At 64.3% G+C, this 16,920-nt stretch carries 15 protein-coding genes; 7 read left to right on the top strand and 8 right to left on the bottom strand.

Going from position 1 to position 16,920, the window contains the following annotated elements; translation table 11 throughout:
- Positions 1 to 5: 5 nt before the first annotated feature.
- A complete protein-coding gene (locus tag HMPREF2993_RS12650) occupies positions 6 to 1,388 on the top strand; it encodes an HNH endonuclease signature motif containing protein (RefSeq protein ID WP_070702688.1) in 1,383 nt (460 codons plus the stop codon).
- 94 nt (positions 1,389 to 1,482) lie between these two features.
- On the opposite strand, the gene HMPREF2993_RS12645 is transcribed toward HMPREF2993_RS12650, so the two are convergent.
- The 4 genes from HMPREF2993_RS12645 to HMPREF2993_RS12630 form a co-directional block, all read right to left on the bottom strand.
- Positions 1,483 to 2,706 carry a pyridoxal phosphate-dependent aminotransferase gene (locus tag HMPREF2993_RS12645; RefSeq protein WP_010188626.1) on the bottom strand — a complete coding sequence of 408 codons (1,224 nt, stop codon included), beginning with the start codon at positions 2,704 to 2,706 and terminating at the stop codon, positions 1,483 to 1,485.
- A 10-nt stretch (positions 2,707 to 2,716) separates the two neighbouring features.
- A complete protein-coding gene (locus HMPREF2993_RS12640) occupies positions 2,717 to 3,328 on the bottom strand; it encodes a DUF1707 SHOCT-like domain-containing protein (protein ID WP_246822447.1) in 612 nt (203 codons plus the stop codon).
- 13 nt (positions 3,329 to 3,341) lie between these two features.
- Positions 3,342 to 4,565, bottom strand: a complete 1,224-nt coding sequence (locus HMPREF2993_RS12635; RefSeq protein ID WP_070702684.1) for a cation:proton antiporter — start codon at positions 4,563 to 4,565, stop codon at positions 3,342 to 3,344.
- A 69-nt stretch (positions 4,566 to 4,634) separates the two neighbouring features.
- Complete coding sequence (locus tag HMPREF2993_RS12630; protein WP_070702682.1) at positions 4,635 to 7,625, bottom strand: (Fe-S)-binding protein; 2,991 nt, start codon at positions 7,623 to 7,625, stop codon at positions 4,635 to 4,637.
- Between the two features lie 112 nt (positions 7,626 to 7,737).
- Here HMPREF2993_RS12630 and HMPREF2993_RS12625 point away from each other — a divergent pair, with 112 nt between their 5' ends.
- The 3 genes from HMPREF2993_RS12625 to HMPREF2993_RS12615 are packed head-to-tail and all read left to right on the top strand — an operon-like array spanning position 7,738 to position 9,338.
- Positions 7,738 to 8,310 (top strand): DUF6230 family protein, encoded by a 573-nt coding sequence (locus tag HMPREF2993_RS12625; RefSeq protein ID WP_049154769.1) that lies wholly within the window; start codon positions 7,738 to 7,740, stop codon positions 8,308 to 8,310.
- Positions 8,311 to 8,335: 25 nt separating this feature from the next.
- Complete coding sequence (locus HMPREF2993_RS12620; RefSeq protein ID WP_246822446.1) at positions 8,336 to 8,743, top strand: DUF6114 domain-containing protein; 408 nt, start codon at positions 8,336 to 8,338, stop codon at positions 8,741 to 8,743.
- Entirely contained in the window at positions 8,736 to 9,338 is a 603-nt protein-coding gene (locus tag HMPREF2993_RS12615; protein ID WP_070702679.1) for a hypothetical protein, read from the top strand. Before HMPREF2993_RS12620 ends, HMPREF2993_RS12615 begins: the two co-directional genes overlap by 8 nt.
- On the opposite strand, the gene HMPREF2993_RS12610 is transcribed toward HMPREF2993_RS12615, so the two are convergent.
- The 3 genes from HMPREF2993_RS12610 to HMPREF2993_RS12600 form a co-directional block, all read right to left on the bottom strand.
- Positions 9,335 to 11,272, bottom strand: a complete 1,938-nt coding sequence (locus tag HMPREF2993_RS12610; protein WP_070702677.1) for an ABC transporter ATP-binding protein — start codon at positions 11,270 to 11,272, stop codon at positions 9,335 to 9,337. The genes HMPREF2993_RS12615 and HMPREF2993_RS12610 overlap by 4 nt on opposite strands.
- Positions 11,273 to 12,991, bottom strand: coding sequence for an ABC transporter ATP-binding protein (locus tag HMPREF2993_RS12605; RefSeq protein WP_070702675.1), 1,719 nt, complete (start codon positions 12,989 to 12,991; stop codon positions 11,273 to 11,275).
- Positions 12,992 to 13,154: 163 nt separating this feature from the next.
- A complete protein-coding gene (locus HMPREF2993_RS12600; protein WP_070702673.1) occupies positions 13,155 to 13,571 on the bottom strand; it encodes a methylenetetrahydrofolate--tRNA-(uracil-5-)-methyltransferase in 417 nt (138 codons plus the stop codon).
- A 162-nt stretch (positions 13,572 to 13,733) separates the two neighbouring features.
- Here HMPREF2993_RS12600 and HMPREF2993_RS12595 point away from each other — a divergent pair, with 162 nt between their 5' ends.
- Genes HMPREF2993_RS12595 through HMPREF2993_RS12585 form a run of 3 tightly spaced genes read left to right on the top strand, consistent with a single transcriptional unit; the run spans position 13,734 to position 16,707 of the window.
- Positions 13,734 to 14,516, top strand: a complete 783-nt coding sequence (locus tag HMPREF2993_RS12595) for a phosphoadenylyl-sulfate reductase (RefSeq protein WP_070702671.1) — start codon at positions 13,734 to 13,736, stop codon at positions 14,514 to 14,516.
- Positions 14,516 to 15,412, top strand: a complete 897-nt coding sequence (gene cysD, locus HMPREF2993_RS12590; protein WP_010188641.1) for a sulfate adenylyltransferase subunit CysD — start codon at positions 14,516 to 14,518, stop codon at positions 15,410 to 15,412. Before HMPREF2993_RS12595 ends, cysD begins: the two co-directional genes overlap by 1 nt.
- Positions 15,412 to 16,707, top strand: a complete 1,296-nt coding sequence (locus tag HMPREF2993_RS12585) for a sulfate adenylyltransferase subunit 1 (protein ID WP_070702669.1) — start codon at positions 15,412 to 15,414, stop codon at positions 16,705 to 16,707. Before cysD ends, HMPREF2993_RS12585 begins: the two co-directional genes overlap by 1 nt.
- 18 nt (positions 16,708 to 16,725) lie before the next feature.
- Here the strand turns inward: HMPREF2993_RS12585 and HMPREF2993_RS12580 are convergent.
- Positions 16,726 to 16,920 (bottom strand): LppP/LprE family lipoprotein (locus tag HMPREF2993_RS12580; protein WP_141758317.1); only part of this gene is annotated, 195 nt, incomplete at its 5' end.

Raw genomic sequence — 16,920 nt, 5'->3', positions numbered from 1 at the left:
CTGGTATGAACCTAGTGGAAGCGCATCTTCGCAGCCAGGCGGCGGGCATTGAGCTCGTCGCCGGCATTGCGGGGCTGAGCTTCGAGCAGCTGCGGGCGTGGGGTCCGGAGTCTGTGGCGCGTTCCTTGCTGGCGCTTTTCGACGTCTACTTTGCCCCCACCTCCTTCACCCGCAAACAGGCGCGTGCCGTTTCGGCCGCCCGCGCCAATGGGCACGACCTGCCCACGCTGCTGCTCATTGAACGCTTCGCAGGAAGGTTGAAGAAGCAGCGTGAGGCGTGGGATCTGCGCATTGAGTTGTGCGGCATCGCGGGGGATGAAAAGGCCGTGGCCCGCTATGCGCGCAAGCGCATTCGTGAGCTCAACCCGCCGCCCGCGCCGAAGCCGGGCGTGACAATTCGCCGTGGCAAGGAGCTGTCGAAGCTCACGCTCACAGCCCCGGCCGCGCTCATCGAGGACCTGCGCCCCAATATCGATGAAAACGATCCGGTGGGTTCCTTTACCGCCGCGTTTCGTGAGGGCCGCCTCGCCCGCCCCGTGGCCCAGACCCTCGCCGTCATGGAGCTTCCCGAGTACGCCACAATCTTGGGCCGTTTAGGTGATCCCTCCACCCCGCGCCCCGACTCCGCCGCGCCCGCTGCTGACGGCACGCCTCCTACCCAGCCCGCCACCACATCTACCCTGCGCCCCGACTCCACGGGTGCCATGCCTCCCACCGAGTCCGCCGCCGCATCACCGTCTAATGTTTCTGACGAGCCTGCCATCGATGAGACATCCGGCCGTGACAGCACAGCGGCCGGCGACCCAGCGGCGCCGGACCTCGGGGATATCGTGATTCAGCTTTCCAACGGCGCGAAAATCACCGGCCAAGAGCTCATCGAGCGGGAGCTCGCCGAAGAAGGCCTCGTCATGCTTGTCGACCGCGTCAAAGGCCCCGTCGAACTCCACCGCACCCAGCGCGTTGCCTCGGAAAAGCAGCGCATCATGGCCAGCGGTGAGCAACCTACCTGTGCCTGGGACCGGTGCCTGTGCGGCGCCGATTACTCTCAGATACACCACATCACAGAATGGCGAAAAGGCGGCGAAACGAACCCCGAAAACCTCACCCCGCTGTGCAAGTACCACAACGCCATCAATGGCTTGCCGGGTCGGGGCCGCATCGTGCGCGAAGACGGCAAAATTAAATGGGTGCCGGCTGGGCCCCGCGATCCGCGGGAACCGGCGCATCCGCACCGCGCGCCGCGCGCCCAGCGCATCCGCGAAAACCGTCAAGAAACAGTAAGCACCGTTGCGAGCCCTAGCACAAGCCGTCGCGCCCAGACCGCAAAGCCGGCCGAATCACGGACATCCACACGTTCCGAGCCGGGAAGCCCCGCCCCGCCGGACTGATAACACCGGCCGGTGAGGGATTCTGCATGCACGTTTGTGTTGTGCTTTCTTTGCGCCGTGGGCCCTATCGCGCGAAGTTCAGGTATCGGCGGTGCTACTGGCGGTAGCTCACCAGGAAGTTGCCGAGTCGCTCGATCGCGTTTTCCAGCTGCGAGGCCCACGGCAGCGTGACCACGCGGAAATGATCCGGCGTGGGCCAGTTAAAGCCGGTGCCTTGCACCATGAGGATTTTCTCGGCGCGCAGGATGTCGAGCATGAGCTTCGAGTCATCGTGAATCTCATAGACCTCTGGGTCCAAGCGTGGGAAGCAGTACAGCGCGCCCATCGGTTTCACCACGGACACGCCGGGAATCTCATTGAGCTTCTCGTAGGCAATGTTGCGCTGCTTGAGCAAGCGCCCGCCCTCACCGGTGAGCTCATAAATTGACTGCCGCCCGCCCAGCGCGACCTGAATCGCGTGCTGCGCCGGCACATTCGGGCACAGGCGCGTGCCCGCCAACAAATCCAAGCCCTCGATGAAACCACGCGCATGGGACTTCGGGCCTGTCAGCACCATCCAACCGGCACGGTAGCCGGCCACGCGGTAGGCCTTCGACAAGCCGTTAAACGTAATCGTCAGCAAATCCGGCGCCAGCGAGGCAATCGAAATGTGCTTCGCACCGTCATACAGAATGCGGTCATAAATCTCATCCGCCAGAATCAGCAGGTTATACTCGCGCGCCACATCCACGATTTTCTGCAGGGTCTCACGCGAGTACACGGCACCCGTCGGGTTATTCGGATTAATGACCACAATGGCCTTGGTCTTCTCCGTTACTTTCGCGCGAATATCTTCAATGGACGGATTCCAATCATCCTCCTCATCGCACAAATAGTGCACCGGCGTGCCACCCGCCAGCGACGTCGCCGCCGTCCACAGGGGGTAGTCAGGGGCGGGGATGAGAACCTCGTCGCCGTCGTCAAGCAGCGCCTGTGTCACCATCGAAATCAGCTCGGAGACGCCGTTGCCCAAGTACACGTCATTGACGTCGAAGCTGGGGAAATCCTCCAGCTCATAGCGGGTCACAATCGCGCGCCGCGCCGGGATAATACCCTTCGACGTGGAGTAGCCCTGCGAGGTCGGCAGCGCCGCAATCATGTCGCGCATGATGACATCCGGCGCATCGAAACCAAACACCGCCGGGTTGCCGGTGTTGAGCTTCAGAATGCTGTGCCCGTCGAGCTCCATGCGCTCGGCTTCCGTGGAAACCTCGCCGCGAATATCGTAGGCAACGCCCTGTAGTTTGGTGGATTGATCAAAAATCCGGTTGTGAGTCATGCCGGATATGTTACTTCTGGTTCCACTCTTTCAGCTTGCGTTTGGCAAGATTCATCGCATCCCCGGTAATTTCACTTGCTTGGCGACGCCTCTCCGCCCACTGCGCCTGCTCCAACGCCCGCATCTGCGCGCGTTCTTCGGCGCCGGCGGCCTTGAGCTCGCGCATGCGCTGGCGCTCAATCTGCCGCGCTGAGGGCTGGTGCCAAGACTCCGGGCCCACCTTGGCCACGTACAGCATGATCCACAACGCGGGGATGAGGAAAAGTAGGCCGGTGCCGGTGAGTGCGGCGGTGGCGCCGGACAGGGTGCCGAAGGATGCGATCGCTCCGAAAAGGAGCCCGAGGGAGCCAACCAGTGCGGTGGCCAAGCGGGGTTTCCGGGTTGACTGGTAGGCGCGCGCGACGTCGCCCTGGGAGTAAATCTTCAGCTCGCTGCTGGCCTTGGTGGGGATATCCATGAAGACTTCTGCCAACTCGCGGCGGGTGGTGGCGAGCATGACGGCGTCGGTGCGCTCCTCAAACTCATCCATGGTCAGACGGCCTTCACCCAGCGCCTGGGCGAGGTCGTTGACGGCGTCGGTCCGTTCGGCGTCGGAAAGCCGCATGCTGAAGGGATTAGTCACGCCCTATATTCTATCAGCCCTTTTCTTCCGCCTTTTCGCGCACGAGGCCGGAGAGGAACGGGAAGATTGCGACGGTGAGGGCACCGCCGGCGATGAAGATGGAGGCCATTTCACTATCGACGATGCCGGAATCCACCGCTAGCGTCATGACGGCCACGATGATGGGCAGGCCGGTCGCCGCATAGAGGGCAACCTGAATGCGCTCGCGTGTGGTTTCGACGTTGGAGCCGGTTTGGTGAAGGTTTTCGCGCAGGAACACCGGCAGGCCGCGGGTCACGAGGATGAGCAGCGGGATGCCGAGGACCTTGATGGGTTCGTCCAGGATGACGTTCCAGTCGATTGCCATGCCGGAGACCACGAAGAAGACGGGGATGAGCATGGAATAAAACACCACGTCGAGGCGGTTTTCCAAGCCCTTATGGAACTCATCGGGAATGATGCGGTTGAGGATGATGCCCGTCGCGAAGGCGCCTAGGACAATGTCGAGTTCGAATACCGCCGTCACCGCCATGAGGATGGCCAGCATCAGGATGATGAGGCGCATGATGGTCTGATTGGTGGAGCCCGCCCCGGAGATGAAGGCATCCTTGAACCACGGCATGAGGGTAGTAATGGCGAAGGGCATGACGGCGACGGCCACGGCAATGCCGATGAAGGCGAGAAGAATCAGCATCGTTGTCCACGTGGAGCGCGTTCCCAGCAGGAGCGCCATCGCGGTAATCGGCGCGACCTCACCGATCGCGCCGTGGATGACTACGGAATCGCCCACGCGCGTGCCAAGGAGCTTCTCCTGTTTGAGCATCGGCGTGATGGTACCCAGGGCGGTGGAGGTCAAAGCGATGGCCATGACGATGGCGCCGGGGATGTCGTCCATGAGGAAATAGGCGCCGACGCCACACGCCACCACGCAGATGAGCCACGTGGATAACCCTGTGGCGGCTTCTTTCGACTTCAGGGTGGCGAGGTCAATTTCAAAGCCCGCAAGCAGGAACAGCGCGCCAACGCCGAGTTCCTTGAGCATCCCGATGCCGGGGTCCTCATTTGCTAGGTCCAACATCGATGGGCCGATGAGCATGCCGAAGAAAATCAGCAGCGCCACGGCCGGCATCTTCTTGCCCAGGGCATGAGACACCAACGGCGCCAGCAGCGCCACCGCCATAATCCATGCGAAGGACACCAGCGAGTTGGTGTAGTTGGTCTCGCCCGAGGCGAGGACGTAGGTCACGTCAGATTGCATGGAGTAGAGCGTACCTGTGCGATATAAAGCTCGCCTACCCTGCGCGGCGGTGGTGTGGCGGACGTCGCACTAGTCCTCGCTTTCCGACGCCCCCGGAGCCTTCGGCGGGGTAGTTGGCGCGGACGGGGCCTGCGGTACGGACCCCGTGTTTGGCGCACTCGGCGCCGCTGGAGCGCTGGGCGTAGGCGGTGCTGAAGGGGCGGCTGGTGCCTGAGGCGTCGTTGGCGTGCTCGGGGCGGCGGGAACGCTTGGTGCTGCGGGCGCTTGCGGTGCGTTTGGTGCAGCGGGAGCACCGGGAACGTTTGACGCTGGGGCCGCCGGTGCACCGGGAGTGCTTGGCGTTGTTGCAGCCTTGGGTGCCGCCGGTGCAGTCGGTACAGCTGCAGCGTTTGGCGTGCCTGGTGCCGCAGGAGCGCTGGGCGTAGGCGGTGCTGAAGGGGCGGCTGGTGCCTGCGGTACAGAGGCTGCGTTCGGTGCCGGAGTGTGTGCAGATGGAGCTGCGGGTGCGTCTGGCACGGACGGTGCGGTAGGTGCTTTGGGAGCACTCGGCGCTGTAGGAGCGGTTGGAGCTCCTGCGACATGTGGCGCAGCTGGGGCCTGCGGTGCACTGGGATCCGTTGGAGCAGATGGACTCTGTGGTGCACTGGGAGCAGAGGGCGCTTGTGGCGCAGATGGAGTCGAGGGTGCTGCAGGCGTGTTCGGCGCGCTGGGGGCAGTCGGCGTTGATGGTGCCTGCGGTGCAGCGGATGGAGCCGTTGGCGCGCTCGGCGCGGCAGGTGCTTGCGGTGCGCTCGGCGCGGCAGGAGGCGTTGACGCTGCCTGTGGTGCGCTGGGCGCGGCGGGTGCTTGCGGTGCGCTCGGCGCAGACGGAGCTGCGGGCGCGCTGGGGGCAGTCGGAGGTGTCGGCGCCGCAGACGTACTTGGTGCAGCGGTGGGGGCCTGCGGAGAGCTTGTTGGGGCAGATTCCGCAGCGAGTGTTTCCGGGGAAGGTGCGGTGGAATCTTCCACGGGCAGGCGGCGGGGAGTGTCGAGGAAGGCCTTCTCGCGCGGGGCGGGAAGGTCGCCGGAGGGGGCAATGGCGTCGCGAAGCATGAGCGCCACATCGCTGACCTGTGTCTGCGGCGCGATGGACTTCACACCACCCGTCAGCATGACATTGCAGAACGGGCAGCCCGTCGCAATCTGCTCGGCACCGGTCGCCACGGCCTGCTCCGAGCGGAACTCGTTAACTCGCTTGCCCTGGTTTTCTTCCATGAACATGCGCGCGCCACCGGCACCGCAGCAGAAGGCCTCGTCGCGGTTGTGGTCCATCTCCGCCAGCGTTGCGCCGGTCGCCTCGACGAGTTCACGCGGCGGGTCGAAGACCTTGTTGTGGCGGCCCAGGAAGCACGGGTCGTGATACGTGACGCGTCGGCGGTTCTCCGGGGAACGCGGCACCGGCACGAGCAGCTTCTCCCGCACCAAACGGTTGAGCAGCTGCGTGTGGTGCAGCACATCAAAGTGGCCGTCGAAATCGGGATACTCGTTGCGGATCGTGTTGAAGCAGTGCGGGCACGTCGTGATGATTTTGCGCTGGCCTTTGGGGACGCCGGCGAAGGCGTCGTTAAGCGTGGCAACATTCTGCTCCGCCATCACCTGGAACAGGAACTCATTGCCAGCACGGCGCGCCGGGTCACCGGTACAGGTCTCGCCCGTGGCCAGCACACCGAACTTCACGCCCGCAGTGTGCAGCATGTCCACCACCGCGCGCGTCGTGGCGCGGCCCTTGTCGTCGTACGCACCCGCGCAACCGACCCAGAACAGGTACTCCAGGTCCGAGAAATCAGTGGCGTCCTCGCCGATGATCGGCACCTCAATGCCGTCGGCACGCGCCTCATCGATCCACGCGCGGCGCTCCGAAGCGTTGCGCCCCCACGGGTTGCCCTTCGTCTCCATGTTCTTAAACAGCCCGGTCAGCTCCGACGGGAAGTCGGACTCCGCCAGCACCTTGAACCGGCGCAGGTCCGCCACGTGGTCGATGTGTTCGATATCCACCGGGCACTGGTCAACGCAAGCACCGCAGTTGGTGCAGGACCACAGGACGTCATCATCAATCGTGCCCGCCATCGCCAGCACGTTGAGCCCCTCATGCGGGTTGTAATTATCCAGCGCGCTCTGGCGCAGGTCCATCATGAGCTTCTTCGGGCTCAGCGGCTTCTCGGTGTTCCATGCGGGGCACAGGTCCTGGCAGCGGCCGCATTCGGTGCAGGAGGAGGCGTCGAGAAGCATCTTCCAGCTTCCCGGTTCGAGGTCCTCCAAGTCCGGCGTGGGGAGAGCGCCCAGCGCCTTCTCGCCGTCGGCGTTGCGCTGGAAGAAGATGTTGAAGAACGCCAGGAAGCGGTGCCACATCACGCCCCACTGGAAATAGTGGGCGATGCACGCGATGAACACCAGGCCCGTGAGCAGCTTCACCAGGGCAAAGAATTGCACCATGCTTGGCGACGCCGGCAGCACCCCCGCCACACGCATCGTCAAGAAATCAGCCCACGGGGAGCCACCGCCGTACGTGGCGATGGCGGCGGCCTTGACGGCGAGCATGCCGAGGCCTTCGAGGAAGACGATGGCCTCCACCAGGCGTGCGGGGAAGACCTGCGAATTGTAGAAGCGGCTGCCGCGATCGGTGTGGCCGAGTTTCAGGCGCACGCCGATGAGGAAGCAAATGCCGAGCACGGTGCCGATGGCGAGGACCTCTTCGATGAAGTGGTACACCGGCCAGTCGCTGAGCCACGGCCAGCCCTTATCGGGCGCGAAGGTTTGAATATAGGCCTCGAACCACACGATGGCGCCAAAGAGGAAGCCCACCATGACGAGCCAGTGCGCGGCGTTGACCAGCGGGCGGCCTTTGAAGTGGGTATGGCCGAAGACTTCGATGAGCACGCGACCAAGGCGCGCCAGGGGCCGGTCGGTACGGTTCAGCTGCGTGGGCCCGCCGGAGCGGATAAACCGAAACAGCGCCGTGAGGCGGTAGAAAAAGTACAGCCACACCGGGATCGATGCGGCGATGGCAACCCAGCCGAACATGCGCGCTCCTTTAATTGCTGCTGTGCGTGCCTCCTACCTTAAATCCCCCGGCCCCAAATCAGTGAGTCAGCATTCAGCTATCATCTTGAGGGCTAAGAATTCAGGAGGCGTTGTGGGCAGAATCAATGTTCCGAAGGCCGCGGTGGGCCTCGTTGCGGGCTTCGCAGCATTCGGAGTGGCCGGAGTTGCGGTTGCGCAGGGCGGTCTGACGGCGAATCTGGCGCTCTCGGGTACGTTCTTCAACGTCAACATTCGTCACTTGGAAGGCGATGGCTTTTCCTTGTTTGTGGATAGCGACAAGAAGGGCGAGGAGGATGTTCCCACCGCGCGGCTGAAGATGGAACACGCCGTGGCCTCGGATTTGTGTCTTTATGTCACCACTGACCTGCCTGCGGTGGGGGAGTCCACGCTCGCGCTCAAGGCGAAGGGCGATAACAGTGTGGAGGCCACTGGTCTCCTCGTTGGTGCGTCGAATATCGAGGGCTCGCTGGTCATGCAGGACGCGAACGTGGGCATCGACGCCAGCCAGCTGTCCCAGTCCGCCGACCCGGGAACGTGGGGCCTCTATGCCAAGCAGGTTTCGCTGACTGCCGACGACGTGCGCGCCACCTCCATAGGCGCGAAGACGCTATCCGCAAAGAATGTGGGCGTATCTGTGGAGCGGGGCCGCGGCAATGTCTGCTGATTCCGCGGCTTCAGAAGCTGGCACCGTGGAACCTGATTCAATCGATGAGCGCGGTACCGCGGTGCCCGAACGGTCGGTGTGGGGGCGGTTTAAGACGTGGCGCGCTGGGCGGCCGTTTATTCCGGGGCTGCTGCTCATTCTTTCGGGCATCGTCATCGCTATGCCGGCCTACTTCACGGTGCAGATCTCGGACCTGCTCGTCATGATTTCTACCGTGTCGGGTGTGTCCACCCTGCTTATCGGGGCGTTGCTGGTCATGTTTGGCCTTGGCGCGTGGTTCCGTCCCACCACTGCGACGTACCTGGGGGTACTGGGCATCATCGTGGCGGTCATTGCGCTTCCCACCTCCAACTTGGGAGGCTTTCTCATCGGTTCGCTACTCGGCATCATCGGCGGCGCGCTGACCTTGGCCTGGGAGCCCAGCGATGGTTAACGCTTCGAGGCGCGAAGCTGCCCGACCGGCGCGCGTGAAGGTCGGGGTAGCCGTGCTCAGCGCGCAGATCCTGGTGAGCAGCGCGGGACCAGTCGGGGCGCAGGTTGCCCCAGCGCAGCCTTATTTTTCCACCGTGCGAGCGGACGAGGTGACTCTGACGGGGAACGTGAAAGCCACATTGGGTACGATGCCCACCCGAGACGGCGAGGTGCGCGTTATCGAGCTCACCGGAGAGCGCCTTGCCGTGCGCAACCTTGCCATCACGCTGCCGGGCAACGCCGGCGATGGCCTGCTCACCACCGGCGGGGCCATAACGACGGTGGAGCCCGCGCGCATCGTGGCGACCTCGCTGACCGCCACGCCCACCGTCGAAGGCGCGCGCACCGTGCCCGTCACGGCAGACCTCACCGGCGGTGACATTAATGCCGTCCTCGACCAGCTCGGTATACCCCAGCCGAATCCTGTCCCAGACGCCGAGCTTCCCGACGCCCTCATGGAACACCTCTCCCTCACCGACGTCACCCTCGAGCTAGCAAACCTCACGGGTGACACGTTCTCGGCCCCGACGATGTCTGTGACCGTCGACGAGCTCTAGTCTTCGCGGAACTGGGACTGGTGGAGACGCCAGTAGGCGCCGTGGGCGTCGAGAAGCTCGGCGTGGGTGTCTTGTTCGACGATGCGGCCCTCTTCCATAACGATGATGAGGTCGGCGTCGCGAATCGTGGACAGGCGGTGCGCGATGATGAAGGAGGTGCGGTCCGCGCGCAGCGCATTCATGGCCTGCTGAACGAGCACCTCGGTGCGGGTATCCACGGAAGAGGTGGCCTCATCGAGGATGAGCAGCGCTGGCTGCGCCAGGAAAGCGCGCGCGATGGTGATGAGCTGGCGCTCGCCGGCGGAAATCGCGCCGCCATCCTGGTCAATCTTGGTGTCATAGCCATCGGGGAGGGAGTGGACGAAGCGGTCCACGTAGGTGGCCTTCGCGGCGGCGATGACCTCCTCGTCGGTGGCATCGAGGCGGCCGTACCGAATGTTGTCCATGATGGTGCCCTCAAAGACGACGGCGTCCTGTAGCACCATACCTACCTGGGAGCGCAGCTCGTGGCGCGAGATCTGCGCGGTGTCGACGCCATCGAGGCGGATGCTGCCCGAATCGATGTCGTAAAAGCGCATGATGAGGTTGACCAGCGTGGTCTTGCCAGCGCCCGTGGGGCCGACGATGGCCGCGGTCTGGCCGGGCTCCACGCGCAGGTTGAGGTCCTGGATGAGCGGCTTGTCGGGGTTGTAGGAGAAGTCGACGTCTTCGAACTCCACGAGCCCCTTCGCGCGCCCACCCAAGCGGGAGGTGGACTCTTCGGCGGGCTCTTCCTCGGCGTCGAGGAACTCGAAGACGCGCTCGGCCGAGGCCACTCCCGACTGCACCTGCTGCATCATGCCGCCGAGCTGGCCCAGCGGCTGGTTGAACTCGCGCGAGTACTGGATGAAGGCCTGCGCGCCGCCCAACGTCAGCGTGCCGGAGGCCACCTTCAACGCACCGAGCACTGCGATGACCACGTAGGACAGGTAGGAGATGAACTGCATGATCGGCATCATCATTCCAGCCAGGAACTGCGCCAGCGAGGCGGAACGGAACAGCTCCTCGTTGCGCTTATCAAAGTCCTCCGTCATGGAATCGATGCGCCCGAAGACGGTCGCCAGGTCGTGGCCCGAGAAGGCTTCCTCCACCTGCCCGTTGAGGTCACCGGTGGCCTTCCACTGCGCCTTGAATTGCTTCTGCGCGCGCGAGCCAATCACCGCGATGACCACCGCGGTCAGCGGCAGCGCCAAAAGCGCCACGAAGGCCAGCTGCCAGGACACGGTGAACATCATGACCGTGATCCCGATGACCATGAGCAGGTTGTAGAACAGCTGCGAAATGGCCTGCTGCAGGGCGGACTGGATGTTGTCGGCGTCGTTGGTGGTGCGCGAGAGGAGGTCGCCGCGCGACTGCGTATCGAAGTAGTTCAGCGGCAGTGCGTTGAGTTTGGCCTCGATGCTCTCGCGGAGGTCGAAGACGATCTTCATGACCATGGAGTTGAGCAAGTAGCCCTGCCACCACTGGAAGAGCGAAGACACCACGTACATCGCAATCACGATGCCAATAATCGTGCCCAATGTGGAGAAGTCGATGCCGAAGCCCGGGTTCAAGTCCATGGCTGAGGCCATGTCGGCGAACTTATCCTGCCCGCCCGCGCGCAACGCCTCGATGGCCTGCTCCTTGCTCATCCCAGCGGGCAGCTGGCGGGAAATGACGCCGGAGAAAATGACGTCGGTGGCCTTGCCCATCACCTTCGGCGCGGCCACGGCGAGGAACACACAGATGATGTTCATCGCCGCAATCGCAAACAGCTGCACCTTAAACGGCGCAAGCAGACCAAAGAGGCGCTTGGCGGAGGGCCAGAAGTTCTTGGCCTTGCGCGGGGCGTTCTCGCCGGTCTTCTCCTCGATTGTGGTGTCTTCACTCAACGTAGCGTTATCCTGCTCAGCCATTTATGCCACCTCCGAGGTCTTCTGGGATTCCACAATCTCGCGGTACGTCTCGGAGGACTCGAGCAACTCCCCGTGCGTGCCGCGGGCTACGACGCGCCCGGCGTCCATGACCACAATCTGGTCGGCATCCACAATCGAGCTCACGCGCTGCGCCACGATGATGGTCGTTGCCTTGGCGGTGTACTCGCGCATTCCGGAGCGCACCGCGGCATCCGTCAGTACGTCGAGCGCGGAGAAGGAATCATCAAAGAGATACACCAACGGGCGGGCGACGAGCATGCGCGCGATGGACAGGCGTTGGCGCTGGCCGCCGGAGACGTTGGTGCCGCCCTGCGCGATGTGCATGTCGAGGTCCTCAACAAAGTCAGCTTGCGCCACGCGCAGCGCGTTCCACAGCTCCTCGTCGGTGGCCTCCGGCGCACCCAGGCGCAGGTTGGAGGCCACGGTGCCGCTAAACAGGTAGGGCTTCTGCGGCACGAGGCCCACACGCTTGACGACGTCCTTCCGCGCCATGTCGGCGATATCGGTGCCGTCGAGAAGCACTCGGCCCTCGGTGGGGAGGTAGAGGCGCGGGATGAGGGAGAGCGCGGTGGTCTTGCCGGAACCGGTCGCGCCGATAAGCGCGGTGGTGGTGCCGGGGGTGGCGGTGAAGGAGACGTCGTGAAGCACGGGCGCTTCGGCGCCGGCGTACTGGAAGGTGACGTTATCGAACTCGACGATGCCCTTGGAGCGCTCCGGAGTGCGGGGCTGGTCGGGTTCGGTGATGGAGGGCTCGTGTTCGAGGACGTCGGTGATGCGGCGCGCACAGATAATGGCGCGGGGGAGCATCATCGCCATGAAAGTGCCCATCATGACCGCAGCGAGGATTTGCAGCAGGTACTGCAGGAAGGCGGTCAGTGAGCCGACCTCCACGAGGCCTTCGTCCACGCGGTGGCCGCCGAACCAGAGGACCGCGCCGGTGGCCACGTTGAGAATGACGGTGATGATGGGGAACATGAGGATGAACAGCTGGCCGACCTTGAGGGAGAGATTGGTCAGGTCGCGGTTGGCGGTGCGGAAGCGCTCGGATTCGTGCTCCTCGCGGGTGAAGGCGCGGACGACGCGGATGCCGGCGATTTGTTCGCGCAGGGTGCCGTTCATGACGTCGAGCTTGCCTTGCCAGGCACGGAAGAGCGGCATGAGTCGGACGATGATGAGGGAGATGGCGGCCAGCAGCACGATGACGGACACCGCGACGAGCCAGGACATGCCGGCGTCTTCGCGGATGGCCATGATGATGCCGCCGATGGACATGATGGGGGCAGTGACCATGAAGTTGAGGATCATCATGTAGACCATCTGGATCTGCTGGACGTCGTTGGTGCCGCGGGTGATGAGGGTGGCGGTGCCGAAGTTACTCATGTCTTCGGCGGAGTAGCGGGTGACGCGGCGGAAGATATCGGAGCGCAGGTCGCGGCCCAGACCCATGGCGGTGCGGGAGCCGAACCAGATGGCGGCGATGGCGGCGCTAACTTGGACGAAGGCCACGATGAGCATGATGCCGCCGGTGCGCCAGATGTAGTCGATGTCTACTTGGGCCACGCCTCTGTCGATGATCTTCGCGTTGAGCGAGGGCAGGTAGAGCGTAGCCGCGGTGGAGAGCGCTTGGAGGAGCAGCACCGCGATGACGTAGCCGGTGTACGGCTTGGAGCGGGATAGAAGGATGCGAACGAGTTCCATGTGCCAGCGTTTCGTGCGTGTTGGCGGCCGCGCCGGGCCGCTGGAGAGCATTGACCGCGCAAGTCTATCCCGCTAGACGCGAGCGCGTCTAGCGTGGGTATCGGCAGCAGGCTTCCCTTATGGCTGCGCGAGCGACTAGCTCGCGCGCTCGCGCGCCCGCGCGCTAGAAGCAGACCGGCGCGCGCTGCGCCTGTGCCGTGACGGCGGCCCAATCCTCGACGTCGTCGGTGGGGCGGCAGAGGCCTTCCCATGTCGTGATGGCCACGCCGCGGGCCATGAGCTCCAGCAAAACTAGGTGGCGGTCGCCGGAGGCGGAGAGCTGGTTGAGGTCCGTGTGGTTGATGTCCGCGTCCGGGCCAGAGCCCACGCTCACGTTGCCGATGAGCCGCAGGCGCGGCGTTGTCCCCTTCGGGCACGGCGAGGCGGCGGATTCCGCGCCGGACAGTCCCGCGAAACGGCGCAGCAAACCAAACGGCGCGGGGCGCTCGCAGTAGAGGTCCACGCACAGCCCGGCCCTGATGAGCCGTTCGGCGGTGGAGAGCGCTGCGGGGCCGTCCCCGACGATGGCAACACGCTGCATGAGAACCCCTTCAGTTCGTTAGAAGTAGACTGTCTAGTCTGTAAATCTAGTCCGCTCGGTTCATTCTGGCTAATTTTTATTCTTCCTAGTACCCAAGCTCACAGCCCTCGCACCCCTCTGTGGGGCTGCACGCAAGCCCAGCTCCCTTTAATGTGAGGAGTCATGACCGAACCGATCAACCTGCTGGACCGCGGCGACTACCGCGACCCCAGCATTAGCCCCGAAGGCACCCGCGACACCGCGCCGCTGGAACCTGCCGTGGCCCAGCGCAACCAGGAACTCGTCGACGAGTGGGCCGATAAGCTCCACGATGCCTCCGCCGACACGATTACCGCCTGGGCCGCCGAGCACGCACCCGGCCGCCTCGCCGTCACGATGTCCATGGAAAACACCGTGCTGGCCGAGCTTGCGCACCAAGCGCACCTCGACGCCGACCTGCTCTTTATCGATACCGGCTGGCACTTTCCGGAGACGTTGGAGGTAGCGGGGGACGTCGCCAAGCGCTATGCGGATCTACCGCTGGTGACCGTGCGCCCGCTGCTGAGCCCCGAGGAGCAGGACAAGATTTACGGCCCGCGCCTGTATGCGCGCGACGTTGCCGCGTATAACCGTATGCGCAAGGTGGAGCCGCTCAACATGGCCATGGACCCGTACGTCGGGTGGGTTACCGGCCTGCGCCGTGCCGATTCCGAGCACCGCGCGAGTGCCCCGGCGCTGAGCCTGGACCGCACGGGCCGGCTGAAGATTTCCCCGATTATTACCTGGGACCTCGACGACACCGACGCTTACATCAAGGAACACGATCTCATCATCCACCCCCTCACCCTGCAGGGCTACCGCTCTATCGGCTGCGCGCCGTTGACCTTCCCGGTAGGCGAGGGCGAGGATGCGCGCTCCGGGCGCGTTTTCGCAGACGGCAAGACAGAATGCGGGTTGCACGACTAATGACTCTTTCACCACACCTTAAAGATTTAGAGAACGAATCCCTCCACATCCTGCGCGAAGTCGCCGGGCAATTCGACAAGGTAGGCCTGCTCTTTTCCGGCGGCAAGGACTCCGTCGTCGTCTTCGAGCTCGCCCGCCGCGCCTTTGCGCCGGCCACCGTGCCTTTCGAACTCATCCACGTGGATACCGGCCACAACTTCCCGGAGGTCATCGACTTCCGCGATCAGCTCGTCGCCGAGACTGGCGCGCGCCTGCACGTCGCCCACGTCCAGGATTGGATCGACCGCGGCGACCTGCAGGAGCGCCCCGATGGCACCCGCAACCCGCTGCAGTCCGTGCCGCTGGTGGAGACCATCGCCGAGCGCGGTTACGACGCCGTCCTGGGTGGCGCGCGCCGCGATGAGGAACGCGCCCGCGCCAAGGAACGCATCTTCTCCATCCGCGATTCCTTCGGCGGCTGGGACCCGCGCCGCCAGCGCCCGGAGCTGTGGGACCTCTACAACGGCGGCAAGATGGCCGGCGAAAACGTCCGCGTATTCCCCATCTCCAACTGGACGGAGTCCGATATTTGGGAGTACATCGGCGCGCGCAACCTGCAGCTTCCCTCCATCTATTATTCGCACCAGCGCGAGGTATTTAACCGCAACGGCATGTGGCTGACCCCGGGCGAATGGGGCGGCCCGCGCGAGGATGAGCCGCTGGAGACTCGCACCGTGCGCTACCGCACCGTGGGCGATATGTCCTGCACCGGTGCCGTGGAATCCACCGCCGCCTCGCCTGATGAGGTGCTCGCGGAAATCTCCATTTCCACCCTGTCCGAGCGCGGTGCCACCCGCGCCGATGACAAATTGTCCGAGTCCGCCATGGAGGACCGCAAGAAGGAAGGCTACTTCTGATGACGACCACCACCCTTGCGCCGAATGTCGGCGCGCTCAAGCAGCGCGATACTCTGCGCCTGTGCACCGCCGGTTCCGTCGACGACGGCAAGTCCACCTTCGTGGGCCGCCTGCTCTATGACACCAAGTCCGTGCTCGCGGACCAGGTGGAATCCATGGAGCGTTCTTCTGCCGACCGCGGCTTCGACGGCATGGACCTGTCGCTGCTTGTCGACGGCCTCCGTGCCGAGCGCGAGCAGGGCATCACCATCGACGTGGCCTACCGTTACTTCGCCACTGATAAGCGCACCTTCATTCTCGCCGATACCCCAGGACATGTGCAGTACACGCGCAACACGGTCACGGGTATGTCCACGTCCCAGGTGGTGGTGCTGCTTGTCGACGCCCGCAATGGCGTCGTCGAACAAACCCGCCGCCACCTCAACGTGGCAGCACTCTTGGGCGTGCGCCACGTGATTCTGGGCGTGAACAAGATCGACCTGGTGGACTTCGACGAGGCCACGTTCCGCGCGATTGAGGCGGAGTTCAACGAGGTCGCCGCGCGCCTGGGCATTACGGATTCGGTGGTCATCCCGATCTCCGCGCTCAAGGGCGATAACGTGGTGGAACGCTCCACCACCATGGACTGGTATGAGGGTCCGACGGTCCTGGACACGCTGGAGACCGTCCCCGTGGCGACCGGCCGCGCCGATGACCTGGACTTGCGTTTCCCCATTCAGTACGTCATCCGCGAGCACGCCTCCGACTACCGCGGCTATGCCGGGCGCGTGAAGGCCGGGCACGTGGCGGTGGGGGATGAGGTGACCCTGCCGGGCGGGCGGACGTCGACGGTTACCGCGATTGATACCACCGATGGCCCGCTTGGCTCCGATGAGGCGGCGCGCGCCGGCGACTCCGTGGTCCTGCGGCTGGCCGACGAAATCGACTTGGCCCGCGGCGACCTCATCGCCGGGACGCAACGCCCGGAGGAGGTGCGCGAGTTCGCCGCCACCGCGGTGGTCCTCACGGACAAGGAGCTGCGCGCGGGCCAGATGGTGAAGCTGCGCTATGGCACAGCATTGGTCAAGGCGCGCGTGGCATCGGTGGACCGCATCCTCGACCTAGACGGCGTGGCGGATGTTGAGGCTCCGGAGTCCGCGGCGCTCAATGACATCGCCTACATCACCGTCCAAACACAAGCGGAGCTTCCCGTGGAGGACTACGCCGCCCGCGGCGCGGTGGGCAATTTCCTGCTTATCGATCAGTCGAGCGGCAACACGCTGGCCGCGGGGTTTGTGGGCCAGCGCCTGCGCTAACGGTTGCGAACCGCCGCGCTAGCTTGTCGGCGGGACGTCGCCAGACATGATGACCTTCTGCTGGCCGTCGTCCCAACGGAAGCCCGCATTCGTTTCGCCGGTGTGCCCCGCATTAGATTCGCCCTCGCGCGGCCAGTGGTAGGTCACGGCGATTTCGTTCCCGCTGACCTGCTCTACGGTAGGGAAGAAGCCATAGGGCTCGGCGGTGGCGGT

This window comes from Corynebacterium sp. HMSC068G04, assembly GCF_001814885.1.
Classification (GTDB): domain Bacteria; phylum Actinomycetota; class Actinomycetes; order Mycobacteriales; family Mycobacteriaceae; genus Corynebacterium; species Corynebacterium hiratae.
Note: the sequence above shows the minus strand (reverse complement) of the source record. Positions and strands in the feature narration are given on the sequence as shown.

What these genes read in the sequence shown, in the direction of transcription:
- cysD (WP_010188641.1), top strand. Translation starts at nt 14,516, where the DNA reads ATGACTCTTTCACCACACCTTAAAGATTTAGAGAACGAATCCCTCCAC.
- HMPREF2993_RS12615 (WP_070702679.1), top strand. Translation starts at nt 8,736, where the DNA reads ATGGTTAACGCTTCGAGGCGCGAAGCTGCCCGACCGGCGCGCGTGAAG.
- HMPREF2993_RS12630 (WP_070702682.1), bottom strand. Translation starts at nt 7,625, where the DNA reads ATGTTCGGCTGGGTTGCCATCGCCGCATCGATCCCGGTGTGGCTGTAC.
- HMPREF2993_RS12645 (WP_010188626.1), bottom strand. Translation starts at nt 2,706, where the DNA reads ATGACTCACAACCGGATTTTTGATCAATCCACCAAACTACAGGGCGTT.
- HMPREF2993_RS12635 (WP_070702684.1), bottom strand. Translation starts at nt 4,565, where the DNA reads ATGCAATCTGACGTGACCTACGTCCTCGCCTCGGGCGAGACCAACTAC.
- HMPREF2993_RS12585 (WP_070702669.1), top strand. Translation starts at nt 15,412, where the DNA reads ATGACGACCACCACCCTTGCGCCGAATGTCGGCGCGCTCAAGCAGCGC.
- HMPREF2993_RS12600 (WP_070702673.1), bottom strand. Translation starts at nt 13,571, where the DNA reads ATGCAGCGTGTTGCCATCGTCGGGGACGGCCCCGCAGCGCTCTCCACC.
- HMPREF2993_RS12610 (WP_070702677.1), bottom strand. Translation starts at nt 11,272, where the DNA reads ATGGCTGAGCAGGATAACGCTACGTTGAGTGAAGACACCACAATCGAG.
- HMPREF2993_RS12595 (WP_070702671.1), top strand. Translation starts at nt 13,734, where the DNA reads ATGACCGAACCGATCAACCTGCTGGACCGCGGCGACTACCGCGACCCC.
- HMPREF2993_RS12605 (WP_070702675.1), bottom strand. Translation starts at nt 12,991, where the DNA reads ATGGAACTCGTTCGCATCCTTCTATCCCGCTCCAAGCCGTACACCGGC.
- HMPREF2993_RS12650 (WP_070702688.1), top strand. Translation starts at nt 6, where the DNA reads ATGAACCTAGTGGAAGCGCATCTTCGCAGCCAGGCGGCGGGCATTGAG.